Raw genomic sequence first — 15,308 nt, forward strand, 5'->3', positions numbered from 1 at the left:
CAGATGTCGGGACAACCCCACACGACGGCCCGGCACCAGGCTTGTCGTCCCCCGCTCCGTGTGCGGCGGGCCGTGTGCGCGGTGGGCGTTTCCGCAGGTCCTCCCATCCGACTGTGGGGTCCGCCCCAGGCCGGGCGCCGGGATGTCCCGTGGGCGGTGTCGAGGTCGCACTACAGCTGAGACGACGGGCCGGTCGCGACACTGAGAACCCGTCACGCCGGTCTCGGCCGGGAACGTGACGGCTGACAACGGATGGTCGCCGGCGGAACCGGTGACACGATGAGGACCCTGCCGGACGCGCTGATCGCGGACGGCCTGGAGAAACGGGAAGTGAACAGATGGCACAGCTGCAGACCGCGCGGTTCGGGGATCAGTCTGTTCCCCACCGGGCGATGGTGAGCGCGGTCCGCGGGTTCCGGGTACGCCGCCGCGCCGCCAGGCTGGCCGGAGCCCTGATCTCCGTGAGCATCGGTACCACCCTGATGGTGACCCCCGGGCTGACCCGGAGCACCATGGGAATCGTCTTCGGGGTGCAGTTCGCCGCGCAGGGCGTGCTCCAGCTGTTCGCCGCACAGGAGGCCAGGGTGCCGCGCCCCGTGCGCTGGCTGCTGAGCGCCGGCGGGTTGCTCGTCCTGTTCCTGGCGATCTCCTTCTTCCATGGCTACGCCGACTCTGTGTTCCTGCTGGGCCTGTGGACGGGCTTCGGGCTGCTGCTTCGCGGATTCACCATGGCGGTGTCGATGATGCCGTCCTCCGTCAGTCACGTGGTCGCCTACGACGACCTGCTGAACGCGCTGATCGTCTCGGTCGGCCTGTTCATGACCGCTTTCCCCTTCTCATCCCTCGGTCAACTGGCCGACCTTGCCGGTTTTGCCCTGATTCTTACTGGCCTGGTGGAGGCCGTCGGCGCCTCCCGCCACCGCAGCAGGGTGCTTCGCCCGCTGCACTGAATTAAGCGGCCGCTGCAATGCACGCGTTTCGTGTCGGTAATTCGCTTCGTTGCACAAGATGACTTTCGGTGCGGCACAACGGGCGATCCGGTCGGTCTACAGGAGGTTTCAAATGACGAAGTGCCATCTCAGGATTCAGATCACTCACTGGATCGCCCGGCGCCTTCCCGTGCCGATTGCCTGTGAGTTCTCGTTCGACTCCGGTGACCCTCTCGCCGTCACCCTGATCTTCGACTCCGAGGGGGAGTATCCGGTGCGGTGGGTGTTCGCGCGGGACTTGCTGACAGAAGGTCTCACCGCGAGATCCGGTCACGGTGACGTGGAGTTGTGGCCGCTCCACTGCGAGGGGCGGCGTTCCCTGTGGATACAGGTCGGAAATGCTTCCACCGGCCGTACGGCGCTCTTCGAGATGCCGGCTCAGCCGGTCGCCCAGTGGCTCGCCGGTTGCTACGACCTGGTGCCGCGCGGCAGGGAGATGGCGGACGTGGACTGGGACCGGCTGACGCAGCTGATCCAGTGATGTCGTCCGGGATTCACCAATCGACAACCGATGTAAGTCATTACTGCGGGCGTGGGTGTCGGCAGTCAGTGAGTTGACTTCGGTGGTAACACAGTCCGGTGCGTGGCCGGTCAGCCTGGCCAATGGGACGAGGCGTAGTATCTGTGGGAGCGCCTGAGACACGCCCCCTCAGTAACCGCATGACACACATCGACATAGAGCCTACGTCCCAGAGCCGAACCAAGGAGGGTCTGCGGCATGCCTGAAGCCGAGCTGACCACCACTGAGCTGCTGACGCATTACAGTTCCCAGCTCACAAGAGACCTCGAAGAGAATGTGCAGGAGCAGGACCGGGTCCGAAGTGAGATCGAGACACTTCAGGCTCGTCTGCTGACGCTGCAGCGCGATCACACCGTGCTCGCGACCATGCAGCAGGCCCTGGAGAGCGGCATTCCCCTGCAGCAGGTCCGACTGTCATCACCCTCTCAGGGCTATGACCTGCCCAACGTCTCCTCGCAGGGTGCCACCAGGAGGAAGCAGCAGACACCGACGTTGGTGGCTCTGATCCGAAGGTACCTCGCCGAGCAGTCCGAGCCGTGTTCAGCGGCGGAGGTCGCGACCGCGCTGAGCGAGGCCCACCCGGACCGTGTGATCAAGACCACGGTGGTGCGTACCACGCTGGAGGGTCTCGTGGCCCGGAGCAGCGCGCAGCGGCTCAAGCAGGGGCACTCGGTGTTCTACATGAGTCTTGAGAAGGAGGCCGGGCAGGACTCGGCAGAAGGCGACACGGAGGGCGGCGTCCCCACCGGTCGTACCTCAGCCGACGGCTGAGACGCCCGCCCCGCAGGCCGTGGGGACCACGCCCCCTACCGACCCGGGTGAGCGTGGTCCCCGTTCCGCCGCCGATCGCGAGCAGTGGTTTTGTCATGCGCGCGACTTCCCCTGGCCCGCCTCCGCCCCGGTGTCAGTCATCTGACAGATGCTCCGGGGCCGCTGCTCAAAAGAGGATAAAGCCAGTTAAGCCCCGTGTACCGGCCGGGAGTTCGGGCCGTGCGGGGAAGGAAGGAGGAAGAAGATGCGAACCCGACTGCTGCCCTTGCTGAGTAATTGGGAATGGCAGGAACGAGCGGCCTGCCGTGGGATGAACAGCAGCGTCTTCTTCTCCCCCCCAGGGGAGAAGGGTCGCGACCGCCGACAGCGCGAGGAGCGGGCCCGCCGGATATGCAACCGGTGTGAGGTCATCGAGGCGTGCGCCGCCATGGCCCTCGACTACAAGGAGCGGTACGGCGTGTGGGGAGGCATTTCGGCCGGCGAACGCCAGGGCATCCTGGGCACGGGCGGTGAAGGTGTCGACAGCGGCACCAGCTGAACATGCCGGTCGTGTGAGGAAACAGTAAGCACTACCCGGACCTTCCTCGCAGGAAACCCACATCCCGTGCCCGAACGCCTGGGCGGGGCGGGTGAAGGTGTACCCACTGCGTACACCCACCCGGAATTGGTTTGAAGGCACAACGAGATCGCCTAGGGTCGTTCGCGGAAGCAAGTCCGTCGCGCCCCGGCTCTCTGCCCCCCGGGAGCGGCGAGGACGCCGTTGTCCCTGAAGGGCCGCGCGCCTTCGACTTCCGCCCCCCTCTGGCGACTCGTGGTGATTCAATGCTCAACAACGGATCGAACGTCGTGCACATCAGCAAGGAGCCGGCGTCGGTCACAGCCGGTCACGCCCCGCTGCTCCCGACGGTGGAAGGTCCCGTGCTGCTGCCCGACGACATCGGCTACGGGGAGGAATGCCGCACGTTCAACCTCGCCCGCACTCTGACTCCTGCCGTCGTCGTCGGTGCCGCCCGCACCGACGACGTGGCGGCGGCCGTACGTCACGCGGGTCGCCTGGGCATGCCGGTCGCGGTGCGCAACCAGGGCCACCAGGTGGTGCTGCCCACGGCCGAGGACGCCCTGCTGATCACCACCAACCGCCTCCAGGAGATATCCGTCGACCCCGCACGGCGCACCGTGAGGGTGGGTGCCGGGGTCACCTGGGCCCAGGTGCTCGCCGAGACCGGCAAGGCGGGACTCGCACCGGTCGTCGGTTCCGCACCGCACGTCGGCGTCGTCGGCTACACGCTGGGCGGCGGACTGAGCCCCCTTCTTGGCCGCAAACTGGGCTACGCGGCGGACCACGTGCGCTGGATGGAGGTGGTCACCGCCGACGGAGCCGTCCGTGAGGTCACCCCCGAACACGCACCGGACCTGTTCTGGGCACTGCTGGGCGGCAAGGGCAACTTCGGCATCGTCACCCGCATGGAGTTCGACGTCTTCGACGTGCCTCGCTTCTACGGCGGCGGCCTGTGGTTCCGCGGTGAGGAGATGCGCCCGGTGCTGGAGGCATGGCGGAGGCTGGTCCCGGAACTCGGCGAGGACACCACGACCTCCTTCTCCGTCCAGCGGCTGCCGGACGTCGCCGCGCTGCCGCACCCGTTGCGCGGTGCCTTCGTGCTGCACGTGCGGCTGGGGCACCTGGGCGACAGCGCGGCGGGCGCGCGGATCGCCGCGCCGTTGCGCGCCGCCGCCACACCGGTCTTCGACACGCTCGCCGAGCGTCCTTTCGGCGAGATAGGCGAGATACACATGGACCCCGTTCGCGCGATGTCTCTCGTGGAGACGGGCTTCGCGCTGCGGGAGTTCTCCGCCGCCACCCTGGACCGCCTCATGGATCTCACCGGGCCCGGCTCCGGCTGCCCGATGAAGAACGTGGAAGTACGCGCCCTGGGCGGCGCGTTGGACCGGGAGCCCGCCCGCCCCAACTCCGTGTCCTCCCGGGGTGTGCCCTACATGACGTTCGCGGTGGGCAGCGGCTCGCCCGTGCAACTGGGGGCCATGGCGGAGTTCACCCGTGCGTACGCCCGCGGCCTCGCCCCGTGGCGGGCTCCGCACCCCGTGCTCAACTTCCTGTCGCCGGACGAGGCCCTGACCGAGGCCGAGGTCCGCGAAGTCTACGGCGCCGAGCGCTATGCCCGGCTGGCCGCCCTCAAGCGTGTCTACGACCCGGCCAACATGTTCCGGTTCAACCACAACATCAGGCCGGCCGCGTAGCCGACCCCCGCCCCGGCCCGGTGCCGGGCGCGGCGTACCCCAGGTGAAACACATCGGCCTCCCAGTGCGGGGCCGTGGAAGGAATCCAGTGGCCGAGCTGTTCTACGACGCCGATGCCGATCTCTCCATCATCCAGGGCCGCAAGGTCGCGGTCATCGGCTACGGCAGCCAGGGCCACGCCCACGCCCTGTCGCTGCGTGACTCCGGTGTGGACGTGCGTGTCGGTCTGCACGAGGGCTCGAAGTCCAAGGCCAAGGCCGAGGAGGACGGCCTGCGCGTGGTGACCCCGGCCGAGGCCGCCGCCGAGGCCGACGTCATCATGATGCTCATCCCGGACCCGATCCAGGCCCAGGTCTACGAGGAGTCCATAGCGCCCCACCTCAGGGACGGCGACGCGCTGTTCTTCGCCCACGGCTTCAACATCCGCTTCGGCTTCGTCAAGCCTCCGGCGGGCGTGGACGTCTGCATGGTCGCCCCGAAGGGCCCGGGCCACCTGGTGCGCCGCCAGTACGAGGAGGGCCGCGGCGTGCCCTGTCTCGCGGCCGTCGAACAGGACGCCTCCGGCGGTGCCTTCGCGCTGGCCCTGTCGTACGCCAAGGGCATCGGCGGCACCCGTGCCGGCGTCATCGAGACCACCTTCACCGAGGAGACCGAGACCGACCTGTTCGGTGAGCAGGCGGTCCTGTGCGGTGGTCTCACGGCGCTGGTCAAGGCGGGCTTCGAGACGCTGACCGAGGCGGGTTACCAGCCGGAGATCGCCTACTTCGAGTGCCTGCACGAGCTGAAGCTGATCGTGGACCTCATGTACGAGGGCGGTCTGGAGAAGATGCGCTGGTCCATCTCGGAGACCGCCGAGTGGGGCGACTACGTCACCGGCCCGCGCATCATCACCGACGCCACCAAGGCCGAGATGAAGAAGGTCCTCGCCGAGATCCAGGACGGTTCCTTCGCCCGGAACTGGATGGACGAGTACCACGGCGGCCTGAAGAAGTACAACGAGTACAAGAAGCAGGACTCCGAACTGCTGCTGGAGACCACCGGCAAGCAGCTGCGCAAGCTGATGAGCTGGGTGCGGGACGGCGATGTCTGACCGGACCGCTGTCACGGCCCGCGGCGCGGACTTCACCGCCCTCCTTCTCGACAGCCATCTGCGGCTCGTGGGCGCGCCGTTGTGCCCACAGCAGTGGCGGAACGCGGCGGAGGCGGCCGACTGGCTGTACAACCAGGCGCCCTTCGGGCTGCTCGCGCACGACACCTCGGCGGACCCCCGCTTCGTCTACGCCAACCGCACCGCGCAGCGCTGCTTCGGCTACACCGAGGCGGAGTTCACCGGCCTGCCGTCCCGGCTGTCCGCGGCGCCCGACGCCCAGGAGGACCGCGACGCGTTCGTCGACGCGGTGAACCGGCGGGGCTTCGCGGACGGCTACCGGGGCCGCAGGGTCCGCAAGGACGGCAGCCTCTTCTGGATCGAGGACGTGTGCATGTGGGATCTGGTGGACGCGGACGGGCACAAGCACGGCCAGGCCGCGGTCTTCCGGTCCTGGTCCGACGTCCCCGGCGAGAGCTGACCGGTCCGAGGCCATGGACGCGACGGAGGACGAGATGACTGACGGGTCCGGCACCGGGATGCGCTCCGGAGGGGCCGCCCGCGACGTCGGTGAGGCCGGTGGGCACACCGAGGCCGTCGAGGTGTTCTTCGACGACCTGGACGCCTTCGGGATGCTCTACCACGGACGGTTCGCCGCCCTGCTGGAGCGGGCCATCACCCGGTACTTCGCCGGGCTGGGCATGTCGCTGGGCCACCCCGACCTGAATGTGGTGGTCCGGGAGCTCCTGGTGGTCTTCGAGCGGCCGGTCACCCGGATCGGACCGGTGGACGTGACGTTCCGGCTCGACCGTCTGGGCCGTACCAGCGCGGAGTTCGCCTTCCGGATCCACTCCGGGGGGCACTCGCACGCGCACGGGCGGCGGGTGATCGTCAAGATCGACCCGAGGACTGCGGCGCCTGATCCCTGGACGGACGAGACACGGGAGATCCTGGAACGCGAGTTGCTGCCCCCGCGCTGACCCGGATCCCGCCGACCCCGGCCCCGCCCGCACCTCCGGGCGGGGCCGGCCTGTGCCCGCCGGGGGCGCGGGCGCCTGCCGCACCCGGGGCTACGGCCGTGCGGGGACGCGGGCGTGTGCCGGTCGCGGGGCGGCCAGCCGGCGCGTCGCGTAGATGAGGAAGGACAGGCTGAGGGCCGCCAGTATCACGTACGCGGTGTCGCTGTTGAGGCTGTCCCACGCCGTGTGCAGACCCACCGCCACGGCGTACACCAGGACGAACATGGCGATCGCCGCCTTGCGGTTGCGCCGTGCCGCCGGCACCGACCACAGCGCGGCGGCGGTGAGCCCGGTCCACGCCATGTGGGCGGCGGGACTCAGCAGGCCCCGCAGCACCAGCAGGTCGTCCACGGCGTGCAGGTCGCCACCGGAGTTGATGAGTTCGACGAAGGCGTAGCCCATGGTCTCGAACACCGCGAATCCGGCGCCGGAGGCCACTCCGATGAGCAGTCCGTCACCGGGGTGCCGGTCGCGGATGACCAGCAGCAGGAGGAACGGGACGATGAGCTTCGCGGCCTCCTCGATCAGGCCCACGGCCAGCATCGGCAGGACGTCCATCAGCACCAGGGTCCGGTACTCCAGGAAACCGGCCGTGGTCACCCCGATCGCGCCGCCGGCCAGCGCGGTGGCCCCCACGACGCCGGTGCCGACCCCGAAGTCGAGGCGCCGGCCCGCCACGAAGGTGACGAAGGCAGCGGGGACCAGGGCCGCGCCGAAGAAGATCAGGGCGGGGACCAGGTTGGGGTTCTCGGTGGATACCAGTGCCGAGTGGATGAGCCAGAACAGCAGCAGGCCGACCACCAGGACGGCGAGCCAGCCCCAGCGACGGCCGAAACTGAGCAGCCGGCTCCGCTCGGTACGAGCCGGCTCTTGGACGAGGGACACGGACACGGATTCCTCCCGGACGCATGATGTTGCACCGAGAGTGCCCGAACATCCGGCACCAGGCATCGCACGTTCATGTCAAGAAGAGCAGGCCGGCCGAGTCGCGAGCGAGCGCATTTATTCGAAGTTCAGTCGCTTCAGTCGCTTTGGTCGCTGGCTGAAGCGCCCACTCGTCGGCGGACGCCTTCCGCCCTCTTCCCACGATGAGCCGTGCTCGGCTCGCATGGAAGGCAGAGAAGTGAATTCGGACGCGGCAGGCGACGCGCGGGAAACGGCGTACCGGGAATTCAGGCAGCATCATGACGGCTGCAACAACGCGGTGCGGGCAGGGCGGAACAGGCTGTGAGGAGCGCCTCGGTCAGACTAGCCCGCTTCGGACAGGCCCGCTTCGGACAGGCCGGTTGAGGAGACCGGCGGATGCGGTGAACGGAGAGCCGCACCGCTGTCCGCACCCGCCGGTCGGATTACCGCTTGAGCTTGCCGGCCTGTACATAGACGCCCCCTACGACAGTGCCTGACCCAAGTGGAACACCCCGAGAGTAGGCGCCGCCGATCAGATTGTGCAGAGACGCGATAAGTACACCCAGCTGCTTGCGCGGGGAACCGGGCACCGGTAGGCGTCCGTCAGACCACCGGCTCCAGCAGCAGCACCGGAATGATCCGGTCCGTCTTGGTCCGGTAGTCGTCGTAGGAGGGCCAGGCCTGGACAGCCCGGTCCCACCATTCCTGCCGCTCCGCGTCCGTCGTCCGCCGCGCCCGGTAGGGCCGGTGCTCCGTACCGTCCCAGACCTCCACCTCCGGGTGGGCCAAGAGGTTGTGGTACCACGCGGGGTTCGTGGGCGCGCCCCCCTTGGAGGCGACGGCCGCGTACCGTCCCTCGTGCTCCACGCGGATGACCGGCGTCTTGCGGTACCGGCCCGTCTTCGCCCCCCGGGTCGTCAGGATGACCATCTGGGCGCGTGTGCCGTCGTACTCCACGGCGATGCTCTCCGTGGTACCCGACTCGGTCGCCGCCTCTACCAGGCGCGCCTGGTCGTACACCCAGACCTCGTCCGGCATGACACTGAGGTCCATGTCAGCGGTGGGCTGGTTGGCGTCGCGCTCTGTCATAGGTTCAAGGCCTTTCGAAGTCACTGGCTCTCAGTGTGTCAATCTCTACCACCCTTTGACATCGAGTCGGTCATTCGAACTGACAAGCTCAACTAGACTCAGGTGGTGTCACCCCCCGTGCCGGCATGTGTTGATGCTCCGGCCCGACGCGTCAGCGTCATCCCTGACTCCGAGAAGGTAGTGCCATGCCCCATTCACCGACCGACCGTGCCGACGTCCGCGACATGCTGGTCGTGCACGAGGCCTTCCGGCGGAACTACTCACGTCTGCCCGAGCTGGTCAGGGCGGTCACCAGCGGCGACACCGAACGGGCCGCGGTCGTCGCCGATCACGCGCAGCTCATCGAGGAGTTCCTGCACCTGCACCACAAGGGCGAGGACGAGCTGCTGTGGCCCAAACTGCTGGAGCGCGCGGGTGACCGGCTCGGTGAGACGGTGAACCTGCTGGAGAGCCAGCACGAGGAGATCGCGGCACTGCTCACCGAGTCGTCCCAGAAGCTCGCCATCTGGCGCGGTCAGCCCACCAAGGAGCACGGCGAGCAGCTCGCGCGTTCCCTGGAGCGCCTGGGCACCCTGCTCACCGAGCACCTCGGCATCGAGGAGAAGGACGTCCTGCCGATCGTCCCGGAGTACGTGACGGCCAAGGAGTGGCACGAGCTGGGGGACCACGCGATCAACGCGCTTCCCAAGAACAAGCTGCCTGTCGTCTTCGGCATGCTCGCCTCGCTCGCCGACGACGAGGTGGTCAAGCTGATGCTGTCGACGGCGCCGCTCGTGCCCCGGCTGCTGATGCCCGTCCTCGGCCCCAAGGCCTACGCCCGGTACGCCCGCAAGGTCTTCGCGCCGGTCGCCTGAGCGGAGCGGGACCGGAGGTCCGGGGCGCCGCCCCGTGCTCTCCGGCCGCTCACCCGAGCCGCGTCGCGTCCGCCGTCCGGCGGCGGCGGCCGCGACGCGTTCCACGCCCCGCCGGGCGTGCCCGTGACCGGGACATCCCAGAGGAGAGCACCGTGACGGTGGACGCCCGCGGCCGAGCGGAACCCGACGAGGCCGCGCCGCGCCGCCCCCGCCGGCTGGACGCCGCGCGCAACTACGACGCACTCGTCGCCGCGGCCCGTGAGGAGTTCCAGGAGAACGGCACCGACGCTCCCCTGAAGGCCGTCGCCCGGCGCGCCGGCGTGGGCATCGCCACCCTCTACCGCAACTTCCCGACCCGCACCGCTCTGTTGGAGGCGGTCTACGCCGGCGACGTGGCCGACACGGTCGACGCGCTGTGCCGTACGGCGGGTACGGCACAGCCGGTGGGCACCGATGCCGAGCACGCATGGCGGACGGTGGCGGACTGGCTCGACCGGTTCACCCGGACCGTCGCCGAGGACGCCGCGCTGCGCGAGGTGTTCAGTCCCGAGGCGCTGTGTCTGTCGCCCTGCCGGGAGGCGTTGTCCGAGGCCGTCACCGAGCTGCTGGCGCACGCCGGGACGGCGCTGCCCGCACACCGCGGTGCGGAGGCCGAAACGTTCCTCCGCGCCGTGGTGTCCCTCGCGGTGTCACCGTTCCTGACCGGCGGGCAGCGTGAACACGCCCTGTCCCTCCTCCTGGACGGACTGCGCCGCCGCGGGGAGCCCGTCCGTGGCGCCGGACCGCCGCTGACGGAGGAACGGACGGAGGAACAGACGGAAGAACGGAGCGCACATGAATGACGGTGGACGTACCTCTCGCTTCGCCGCCGGCGTCGCACTGACGGCGCTGCTGGTGGCGGCGGCGCGAGCCATCGAGACACGGCACCCGGACGGGATCGTCGCCGATCCGTACGCGGAGGCCTTCGTCAAGGCAGCCGAGACACCGGTGCCGCTGCCCGTCTCCATCGAAGAGGTCGAGGGCGGTGACGCCGACCCGGTGTGGGGACGCGGCGGACAGTACTTCGCCCTGCGCACCCGCGTCTTCGACGACTTCCTGCTCGACGCCGCGCACCGGGACGGCATCCGGCAAGTGGTCCTGCTCGGCGCCGGACTGGACACCCGGGCGCTGCGTCTCGACTGGCCGGCCGGCAGCGTGGTGTACGAGGTCGACCGTTCCGGCCTGTTCGCCTTCAAGCAGGACGTCCTCGACGCCATCGGCGCCCGGCCGGCCGTGGAACACCACCGGGTGGTCGCCGACCTGGAGAGCGACTGGGCCCAGCCGCTGCGGGCCGCAGGGTTCGATCCGCTACGGCCCGCCGCGTGGGTCGTCGAAGGAGTCATTCCCTACCTGTCCGCTCCCGTGGAGCGGAGTCTGATCGCCACGGTGTCGGCCCTGTCGGCGCCGGGCAGCGCGATCGCCTACGAGATCCTGGAGGGCCAGGAGACCGAAGAGGTCCGGGACAGCTCCCTGTACGCGGATACGGAACAGAAGATGGGTGTTCACCTCAGCGGGCTCTTCAGCGAGGACGCCCGCCCCGACTCTGCGCGAGCCCTCTCCGAGGCCGGCTGGGAGGTGTCCGGGGAGTCCGTGTACCGGTTCACCGAACGGTACGGCCGTGGTCCTCAGCCCGGTGTCGACGACCCGATCTCGCACGCGCGCTGGGTGCGGGGACGCCGGGTGCACCGTCCGGACCGAGGCTGATCCCACACAGCCGTACGGCGGCCGGGCCCTTGTGGTCACACGCCCGGCCGCCGTACCTCCTTGTCATCGTCCAGGGGCGGGCGCGGGCGCCTGCGGCAGGAACAGGGTGCCGCGGAAGCTGCCGCGCAGGGTGCGGACGGCGACGACCGCCCACGCGGCCAGGAGCAGGACGTACAGGACTCCGGCCGCGACGTCGAAGGCGTCCGAGTCCAGCCGGGCCGCCAGTGCGCAGGTGCCGGTGACACAGGTGCCGACCGGGAAGGTGAAGCTCCACCAGGTCAGGGCGAAGGGCAGACGGTTCCGCGCGGTGCGTACGGTGAGCCGGGCGGCGAGCACCAGCCACATCATGGCGAAGCCCCAGGTGGGCAGGCCGTAGACGATCCCGAAGACGGCGGCACCGGTCGCGTACGGCCGCGGCAGGGCGAGGTGCGCCACCGCACCGAGCGCGTTCGCCGCTGTCACCGACTGGCCCAGCGGGCCGAGGACGATCCACAGCGTGGGCACCATCGCGGCCGGCCCGAGCTTGTGGCGCACCAGCCGGCCCCACAGCTGGGTGATGATGACGAGGCTCGTGAACAGGCTGATGCCGAACATGGCGTAGCAGGCCAGCAGCAGGGTCAGCCGTTCCTGGCCCGGCGCGAGGTGCGGGACCAGGGCCGCGCCGGTGGCGGCGGACACCATCGGCGGCACGACCGGCATCAGCCACCCCCCGAAGGCGGAGTCCTCCCCGACCTCGTGCTCGGTCATGGCCAGGTACGGGATCCACACGCAGGTGACCAGGCCGAGCAGGGTGCCGGCGGCCCACAGCACGGAGTCGACGCGTACGGCCGCCTGGACGCCGATCCAGTCCTTGCCCAGGGTGAGGGTGCCCGCGCCGACCGTCATCAGGGCCATCGCGGGAGCGCCCCAGAAGTGCCCCATGACCGGGTGGTGGGCGTGACCGCGGGCGATGTCCCGGTGCCGGGTCCAGTGCACGGCCCAGGCGCCGGTGAGCGCCACGAGTATCGCGGAGGCGAGGGCCCAGACGACGGTGGCGAACACCCGCAGGCCGTTCACGTGGAAAGGGAGGACGGCGGCGGCGTTGGCGACGATGCCGGTGCCCATCACCGAGGCGTACCAGTTGGGGCCCAGGTTGCGGAACACGTCGGCGGGGCGGTCCAGATCGCGCAGGAACCGGCGGGACACGCGGTGGTGGCGCGGCGCGTGGGCGAGCGGAGTGAGCGACGTAGTCATACAGGAAACATCCATGACAGCCAGTGCGGCCGGTAGGACGTTCTCCTGTATCAGGTCATAAGTCAGCCCTATGACTGGTTTCGTTCTTCCATGCGTCAGTTGCTTATCGCGCGAACGTGTGATGTCCGGTCGGCAGCCCCCGCGACAGCATGAGGTCTCGGACAGCAGTGAGGAGTCCTCGGATGTCTGGCTTTCCCCACCGCAGGGACGACATGGCGGGCCACCCGGACGCCTTCGAGATGCGCGAGCGCTACGCCCGCGTCCTCGGGGCGCACGACGTGGCCCTGGTGAACGGGCCGGTCTTCCTGGTCGGCCTGTTCTTCGCCGCATCCCCGTGGATCCTGCACTTCGCCACGGCGAACCGTGATCTCGCGGTGCACGACCTGATCGTGGGTGCCGCCATCTGCCTCCTGGCCCTCGGTTTCACCGTGGCACCGGAGCGGATGACCGGAATGAGCGGCGCCCTGGTCCTGATCGGCGCGTGGATGGGCGTGTCGCCGTGGGCGGTGGGCCGGCATCCGGGCCGCGCCGCGACCCTCGACGGGGTGATCCTCGGCGCGCTTGCCCTGGCGCTGGGACTGATGTCCATGGCCATGGTTCGCCGTGCCAACCGAATTCTGTGACGCGGCGATCCGCTCCGCGACCCACTTGCCGCTTCCCGAGGAGAAGAAGCCCGATGACCGATCCCGTTCCGCCGCGTCATGACCCCCGTCAGTCCTGGCGCACCGAGGGAATGCCGGGCGGATCGTCGCCGTCACCGAACGGGTGGCGCTCCCGGGGCGGTTGCCTGGTGCAGTTGGTGGTCCTGCTCGTCGTCTACACCGCGTTCGGCTTCCTTTACAACAACGTGCGCGGGGACGGCACGACATCGGTCGACTACACAGCCTTCACCGCGCAGTTGGACGCGGGCAACGTCAGGAGCGTCTACTCCCAGGGCTCCCAGATCCAGGGCACGCTGAAGAAGCCCGGCGAGGTGCCCGGGGGCGGCAAGGGCGACACGTACACGCACTTCAAGACGTACAAGCCCGCTTTCGCCGACGACGCGGAGCTGTGGGCCGAGATCACCCGGCAGAAGGTCGCGGTCACCGCGGAGCCGCTGGCGCAGGGGCCGGGCCTCGGGGAGACCCTGCTGGTCTCGCTGTTGCCGACGGTGCTGCTGATCGCCGTGTGGGTGTTCGTGGCCCGGCGGATGGGCGGTGGACTGGGCGGCGGACTCGGCGGGGCGGGCGGGGTGCTCGGCCGCAAGCCGCCGAAGCCGGTGGGCGCGGAACCGGGCGGCAAGCGCACCACCTTCGCGGACGTCGCCGGCATCGACGAAGTGGAAGGCGAACTGAACGACGTCGTCAGCTTCCTGAAGAACCCCGACGCCTACCGGCGGCTGGGCGCGAAGATGCCGCGCGGGGTGCTGCTGGCGGGCCCGCCCGGGACCGGCAAGACGCTGCTGGCCCGGGCGGTCGCGGGGGAGGCGGGCGTGCCGTTCTTCTCCGCCAGCGCCTCCGAGTTCATCGAGATGATCGTGGGTGTGGGGGCGTCCCGGGTGCGGGAGCTGTTCGCGGAGGCCCGCAAGGTCGCGCCGTCGATCGTCTTCATCGACGAGATCGACACCATCGGCCGGTCACGGAGCGGGTCGAGCGTCGGCGGGCACGACGAGCGGGAGCAGACGCTCAACCAGATCCTGACCGAGATGGACGGCTTCTCCGGCTCGGAGGGCGTCATCGTGATCGCGGCCACCAACCGGGTGGACGTCCTGGACGCAGCGCTGACCCGGCCGGGACGGTTCGACCGGGTGGTCCAGGTGTCGCCGCCCGACCGGGGCGGCCGGGAGGCCATCCTGCGCATCCACACCCGCGCGATCCCCCTCGCCGCCGACGTCGACCTGGCACAGGCGGCCCGTACGACCCCGGGCATGACGGGCGCGGAGCTGGCGAACCTCGCCAACGAGGCGGCGCTGCTCGCGGTGAAGTACGGCCAGGACCGGGTGACGCAGAAGAACCTCTCCGAGGCGCTGGAGAAGATCCAGCTCGGTGCCGAGCGCCCGCTGGTGATGCCGCCGGAGGAGCGGCGGCGTACGGCGTACCACGAGAGCGGGCACGCGCTGCTGGGCATGCTCCAGCCGGGCGCCGACCCGGTCCGCAAGATCACGATCGTGCCGCGCGGCCGGGCGCTCGGGGTGACCCTGTCGACGCCGGACGCGGACAAGTACGCGTACACCGAGGAGTACCTGCGCGGCCGGATCATCGGCGCGCTGGGCGGGATGGCGGCCGAGCAGGTGGTGTTCGGGGTCGTCACGACCGGTGCGGAGAACGACCTGGAGCAGGTCACCGGCATCGCGCGCGGGATGGTGTCGCGCTGGGGCATGAGCGAGAAGGTGGGCCGTCTCTCGGCCCTGCCGGGCGACGGCCAGCAGCCCTACGGCCTGTCGGCCGCCCCGCGGACCCTGGACGTGATCGACGCCGAGATGCGGCGGATCGTCGAGGAGTGCTACGAGGAGGCCTGCCGCACCCTGCGCGACCACCGCGACCGCCTGGACGCCCTGGCCGTGGCCCTGCTGGAACACGAGACCCTGGAGGAGCCGGACGCGTACCGCATCGCGGGCCTCCCGCCCAGGGATGCGGGAGGCGACCGATGAGCGCGGGGGCCGTCGCTGGACACAGGTCTCTCAGCGGGGGCTGGTGGGTGCCGGGCCTCACCGGGGAGCGGGCGTCACGCTCCACCGGGGGCCGGCGGGCGTCGGACGACCGCGTCGTTCCCCACCAGGCCGTCGGCGACCGGCGTGGGCGGTCGGTCGGCCGCCCACGCCGGGGGAGTGGCGCACGCCGGTGGCCACGACCGGCGGAGCGG

The 15,308-nt window shown here is 69.9% G+C and carries 16 protein-coding genes; 13 read left to right on the forward strand and 3 right to left on the reverse strand.

All coding sequences use genetic code 11. The features are described from left to right. Window positions 1-338: 338 nt before the first annotated feature. From C3492_RS04865 to C3492_RS04900, 8 genes are all read left to right on the forward strand, one after another. Complete coding sequence (locus C3492_RS04865) at window positions 339-950, forward strand: DUF308 domain-containing protein (RefSeq protein WP_103810479.1); 612 nt, start codon at window positions 339-341, stop codon at window positions 948-950. 112 nt (window positions 951-1,062) lie between these two features. Next, complete coding sequence (locus tag C3492_RS04870; protein WP_103810480.1) at window positions 1,063-1,470, forward strand: SsgA family sporulation/cell division regulator; 408 nt, start codon at window positions 1,063-1,065, stop codon at window positions 1,468-1,470. A 237-nt stretch (window positions 1,471-1,707) separates the two neighbouring features. Continuing rightward, window positions 1,708-2,280 carry a hypothetical protein gene (locus tag C3492_RS04875; RefSeq protein WP_103810481.1) on the forward strand — a complete coding sequence of 191 codons (573 nt, stop codon included), beginning with the start codon at window positions 1,708-1,710 and terminating at the stop codon, window positions 2,278-2,280. Between the two features lie 244 nt (window positions 2,281-2,524). Continuing rightward, window positions 2,525-2,818 (forward strand): WhiB family transcriptional regulator, encoded by a 294-nt coding sequence (locus C3492_RS04880; protein WP_103810482.1) that lies wholly within the window; start codon window positions 2,525-2,527, stop codon window positions 2,816-2,818. 284 nt (window positions 2,819-3,102) lie between these two features. Beyond that, window positions 3,103-4,536 (forward strand): FAD-binding oxidoreductase, encoded by a 1,434-nt coding sequence (locus tag C3492_RS04885; RefSeq protein WP_103810483.1) that lies wholly within the window; start codon window positions 3,103-3,105, stop codon window positions 4,534-4,536. 88 nt (window positions 4,537-4,624) lie between these two features. Then, complete coding sequence (gene ilvC / locus C3492_RS04890) at window positions 4,625-5,626, forward strand: ketol-acid reductoisomerase (RefSeq protein ID WP_103810484.1); 1,002 nt, start codon at window positions 4,625-4,627, stop codon at window positions 5,624-5,626. Further along, window positions 5,619-6,104, forward strand: coding sequence for an MEKHLA domain-containing protein (locus C3492_RS04895; RefSeq protein WP_103810485.1), 486 nt, complete (start codon window positions 5,619-5,621; stop codon window positions 6,102-6,104). Before ilvC ends, C3492_RS04895 begins: the two co-directional genes overlap by 8 nt. A gap of 34 nt (window positions 6,105-6,138) precedes the next feature. Further along, on the forward strand, window positions 6,139-6,603 hold the full coding sequence (locus C3492_RS04900; protein WP_219822053.1) for a thioesterase family protein: 465 nt from the start codon (window positions 6,139-6,141) through the stop codon (window positions 6,601-6,603). Window positions 6,604-6,693: 90 nt separating this feature from the next. On the opposite strand, the gene C3492_RS04905 is transcribed toward C3492_RS04900, so the two are convergent. Both C3492_RS04905 and C3492_RS04910 read right to left on the reverse strand, forming a co-directional pair. Beyond that, window positions 6,694-7,527, reverse strand: a complete 834-nt coding sequence (locus tag C3492_RS04905) for a PrsW family intramembrane metalloprotease (protein ID WP_258055492.1) — start codon at window positions 7,525-7,527, stop codon at window positions 6,694-6,696. 624 nt (window positions 7,528-8,151) lie between these two features. Further along, the gene (locus C3492_RS04910) at window positions 8,152-8,601 is read right to left on the reverse strand and encodes a nitroreductase family deazaflavin-dependent oxidoreductase (protein WP_374938327.1); all 450 of its coding nucleotides are present in this window, start codon (window positions 8,599-8,601) and stop codon (window positions 8,152-8,154) included. Between the two features lie 221 nt (window positions 8,602-8,822). Between C3492_RS04910 and C3492_RS04915 the strand changes: the two genes are divergently transcribed. The 3 genes from C3492_RS04915 (at window position 8,823) to C3492_RS04925 (ending at window position 11,234) form a co-directional block, all read left to right on the forward strand. Continuing rightward, window positions 8,823-9,491, forward strand: coding sequence for a hemerythrin domain-containing protein (locus C3492_RS04915; protein ID WP_103810487.1), 669 nt, complete (start codon window positions 8,823-8,825; stop codon window positions 9,489-9,491). Window positions 9,492-9,643: 152 nt separating this feature from the next. Then, the gene (locus C3492_RS04920) at window positions 9,644-10,333 is read left to right on the forward strand and encodes a TetR/AcrR family transcriptional regulator (protein ID WP_181140204.1); all 690 of its coding nucleotides are present in this window, start codon (window positions 9,644-9,646) and stop codon (window positions 10,331-10,333) included. Next, window positions 10,326-11,234, forward strand: a complete 909-nt coding sequence (locus C3492_RS04925; RefSeq protein ID WP_103810489.1) for an SAM-dependent methyltransferase — start codon at window positions 10,326-10,328, stop codon at window positions 11,232-11,234. Before C3492_RS04920 ends, C3492_RS04925 begins: the two co-directional genes overlap by 8 nt. 63 nt (window positions 11,235-11,297) lie before the next feature. Here C3492_RS04925 and C3492_RS04930 read toward each other — a convergent pair whose 3' ends face one another. After that, entirely contained in the window at window positions 11,298-12,467 is a 1,170-nt protein-coding gene (locus C3492_RS04930; RefSeq protein WP_103810490.1) for a TDT family transporter, read from the reverse strand. Between the two features lie 182 nt (window positions 12,468-12,649). Between C3492_RS04930 and C3492_RS04935 the strand changes: the two genes are divergently transcribed. Together C3492_RS04935 and ftsH are read left to right on the forward strand one after the other, a co-directional pair. Next, window positions 12,650-13,090: an SPW repeat protein gene (locus tag C3492_RS04935; protein WP_103810491.1), complete on the forward strand. Its 441-nt coding sequence runs from the start codon at window positions 12,650-12,652 to the stop codon at window positions 13,088-13,090. Between the two features lie 53 nt (window positions 13,091-13,143). Then, window positions 13,144-15,096, forward strand: coding sequence for an ATP-dependent zinc metalloprotease FtsH (gene ftsH, locus C3492_RS04940; protein ID WP_103810492.1), 1,953 nt, complete (start codon window positions 13,144-13,146; stop codon window positions 15,094-15,096). Window positions 15,097-15,308: the final 212 nt, after the last annotated feature.

This window comes from Streptomyces sp. Ru62 (assembly GCF_002920615.1).
Classification (GTDB): Bacteria; Actinomycetota; Actinomycetes; order Streptomycetales; family Streptomycetaceae; genus Streptomyces.

Bases quoted from the DNA above. Each gene is read 5' to 3' on its own strand.
- C3492_RS04865 (WP_103810479.1), top strand. From the start codon at position 339: ATGGCACAGCTGCAGACCGCGCGGTTCGGGGATCAGTCTGTTCCCCAC.
- C3492_RS04870 (WP_103810480.1), top strand. From the start codon at position 1,063: ATGACGAAGTGCCATCTCAGGATTCAGATCACTCACTGGATCGCCCGG.
- C3492_RS04875 (WP_103810481.1), top strand. From the start codon at position 1,708: ATGCCTGAAGCCGAGCTGACCACCACTGAGCTGCTGACGCATTACAGT.
- C3492_RS04880 (WP_103810482.1), top strand. From the start codon at position 2,525: ATGCGAACCCGACTGCTGCCCTTGCTGAGTAATTGGGAATGGCAGGAA.
- C3492_RS04885 (WP_103810483.1), top strand. From the start codon at position 3,103: ATGCTCAACAACGGATCGAACGTCGTGCACATCAGCAAGGAGCCGGCG.
- C3492_RS04895 (WP_103810485.1), top strand. From the start codon at position 5,619: ATGTCTGACCGGACCGCTGTCACGGCCCGCGGCGCGGACTTCACCGCC.
- C3492_RS04900 (WP_219822053.1), top strand. From the start codon at position 6,139: ATGACTGACGGGTCCGGCACCGGGATGCGCTCCGGAGGGGCCGCCCGC.
- C3492_RS04910 (WP_374938327.1), bottom strand. From the start codon at position 8,601: ATGGACCTCAGTGTCATGCCGGACGAGGTCTGGGTGTACGACCAGGCG.
- C3492_RS04915 (WP_103810487.1), top strand. From the start codon at position 8,823: ATGCCCCATTCACCGACCGACCGTGCCGACGTCCGCGACATGCTGGTC.
- C3492_RS04925 (WP_103810489.1), top strand. From the start codon at position 10,326: ATGAATGACGGTGGACGTACCTCTCGCTTCGCCGCCGGCGTCGCACTG.
- C3492_RS04930 (WP_103810490.1), bottom strand. From the start codon at position 12,467: ATGACTACGTCGCTCACTCCGCTCGCCCACGCGCCGCGCCACCACCGC.
- C3492_RS04935 (WP_103810491.1), top strand. From the start codon at position 12,650: ATGTCTGGCTTTCCCCACCGCAGGGACGACATGGCGGGCCACCCGGAC.
- ftsH (WP_103810492.1), top strand. From the start codon at position 13,144: ATGACCGATCCCGTTCCGCCGCGTCATGACCCCCGTCAGTCCTGGCGC.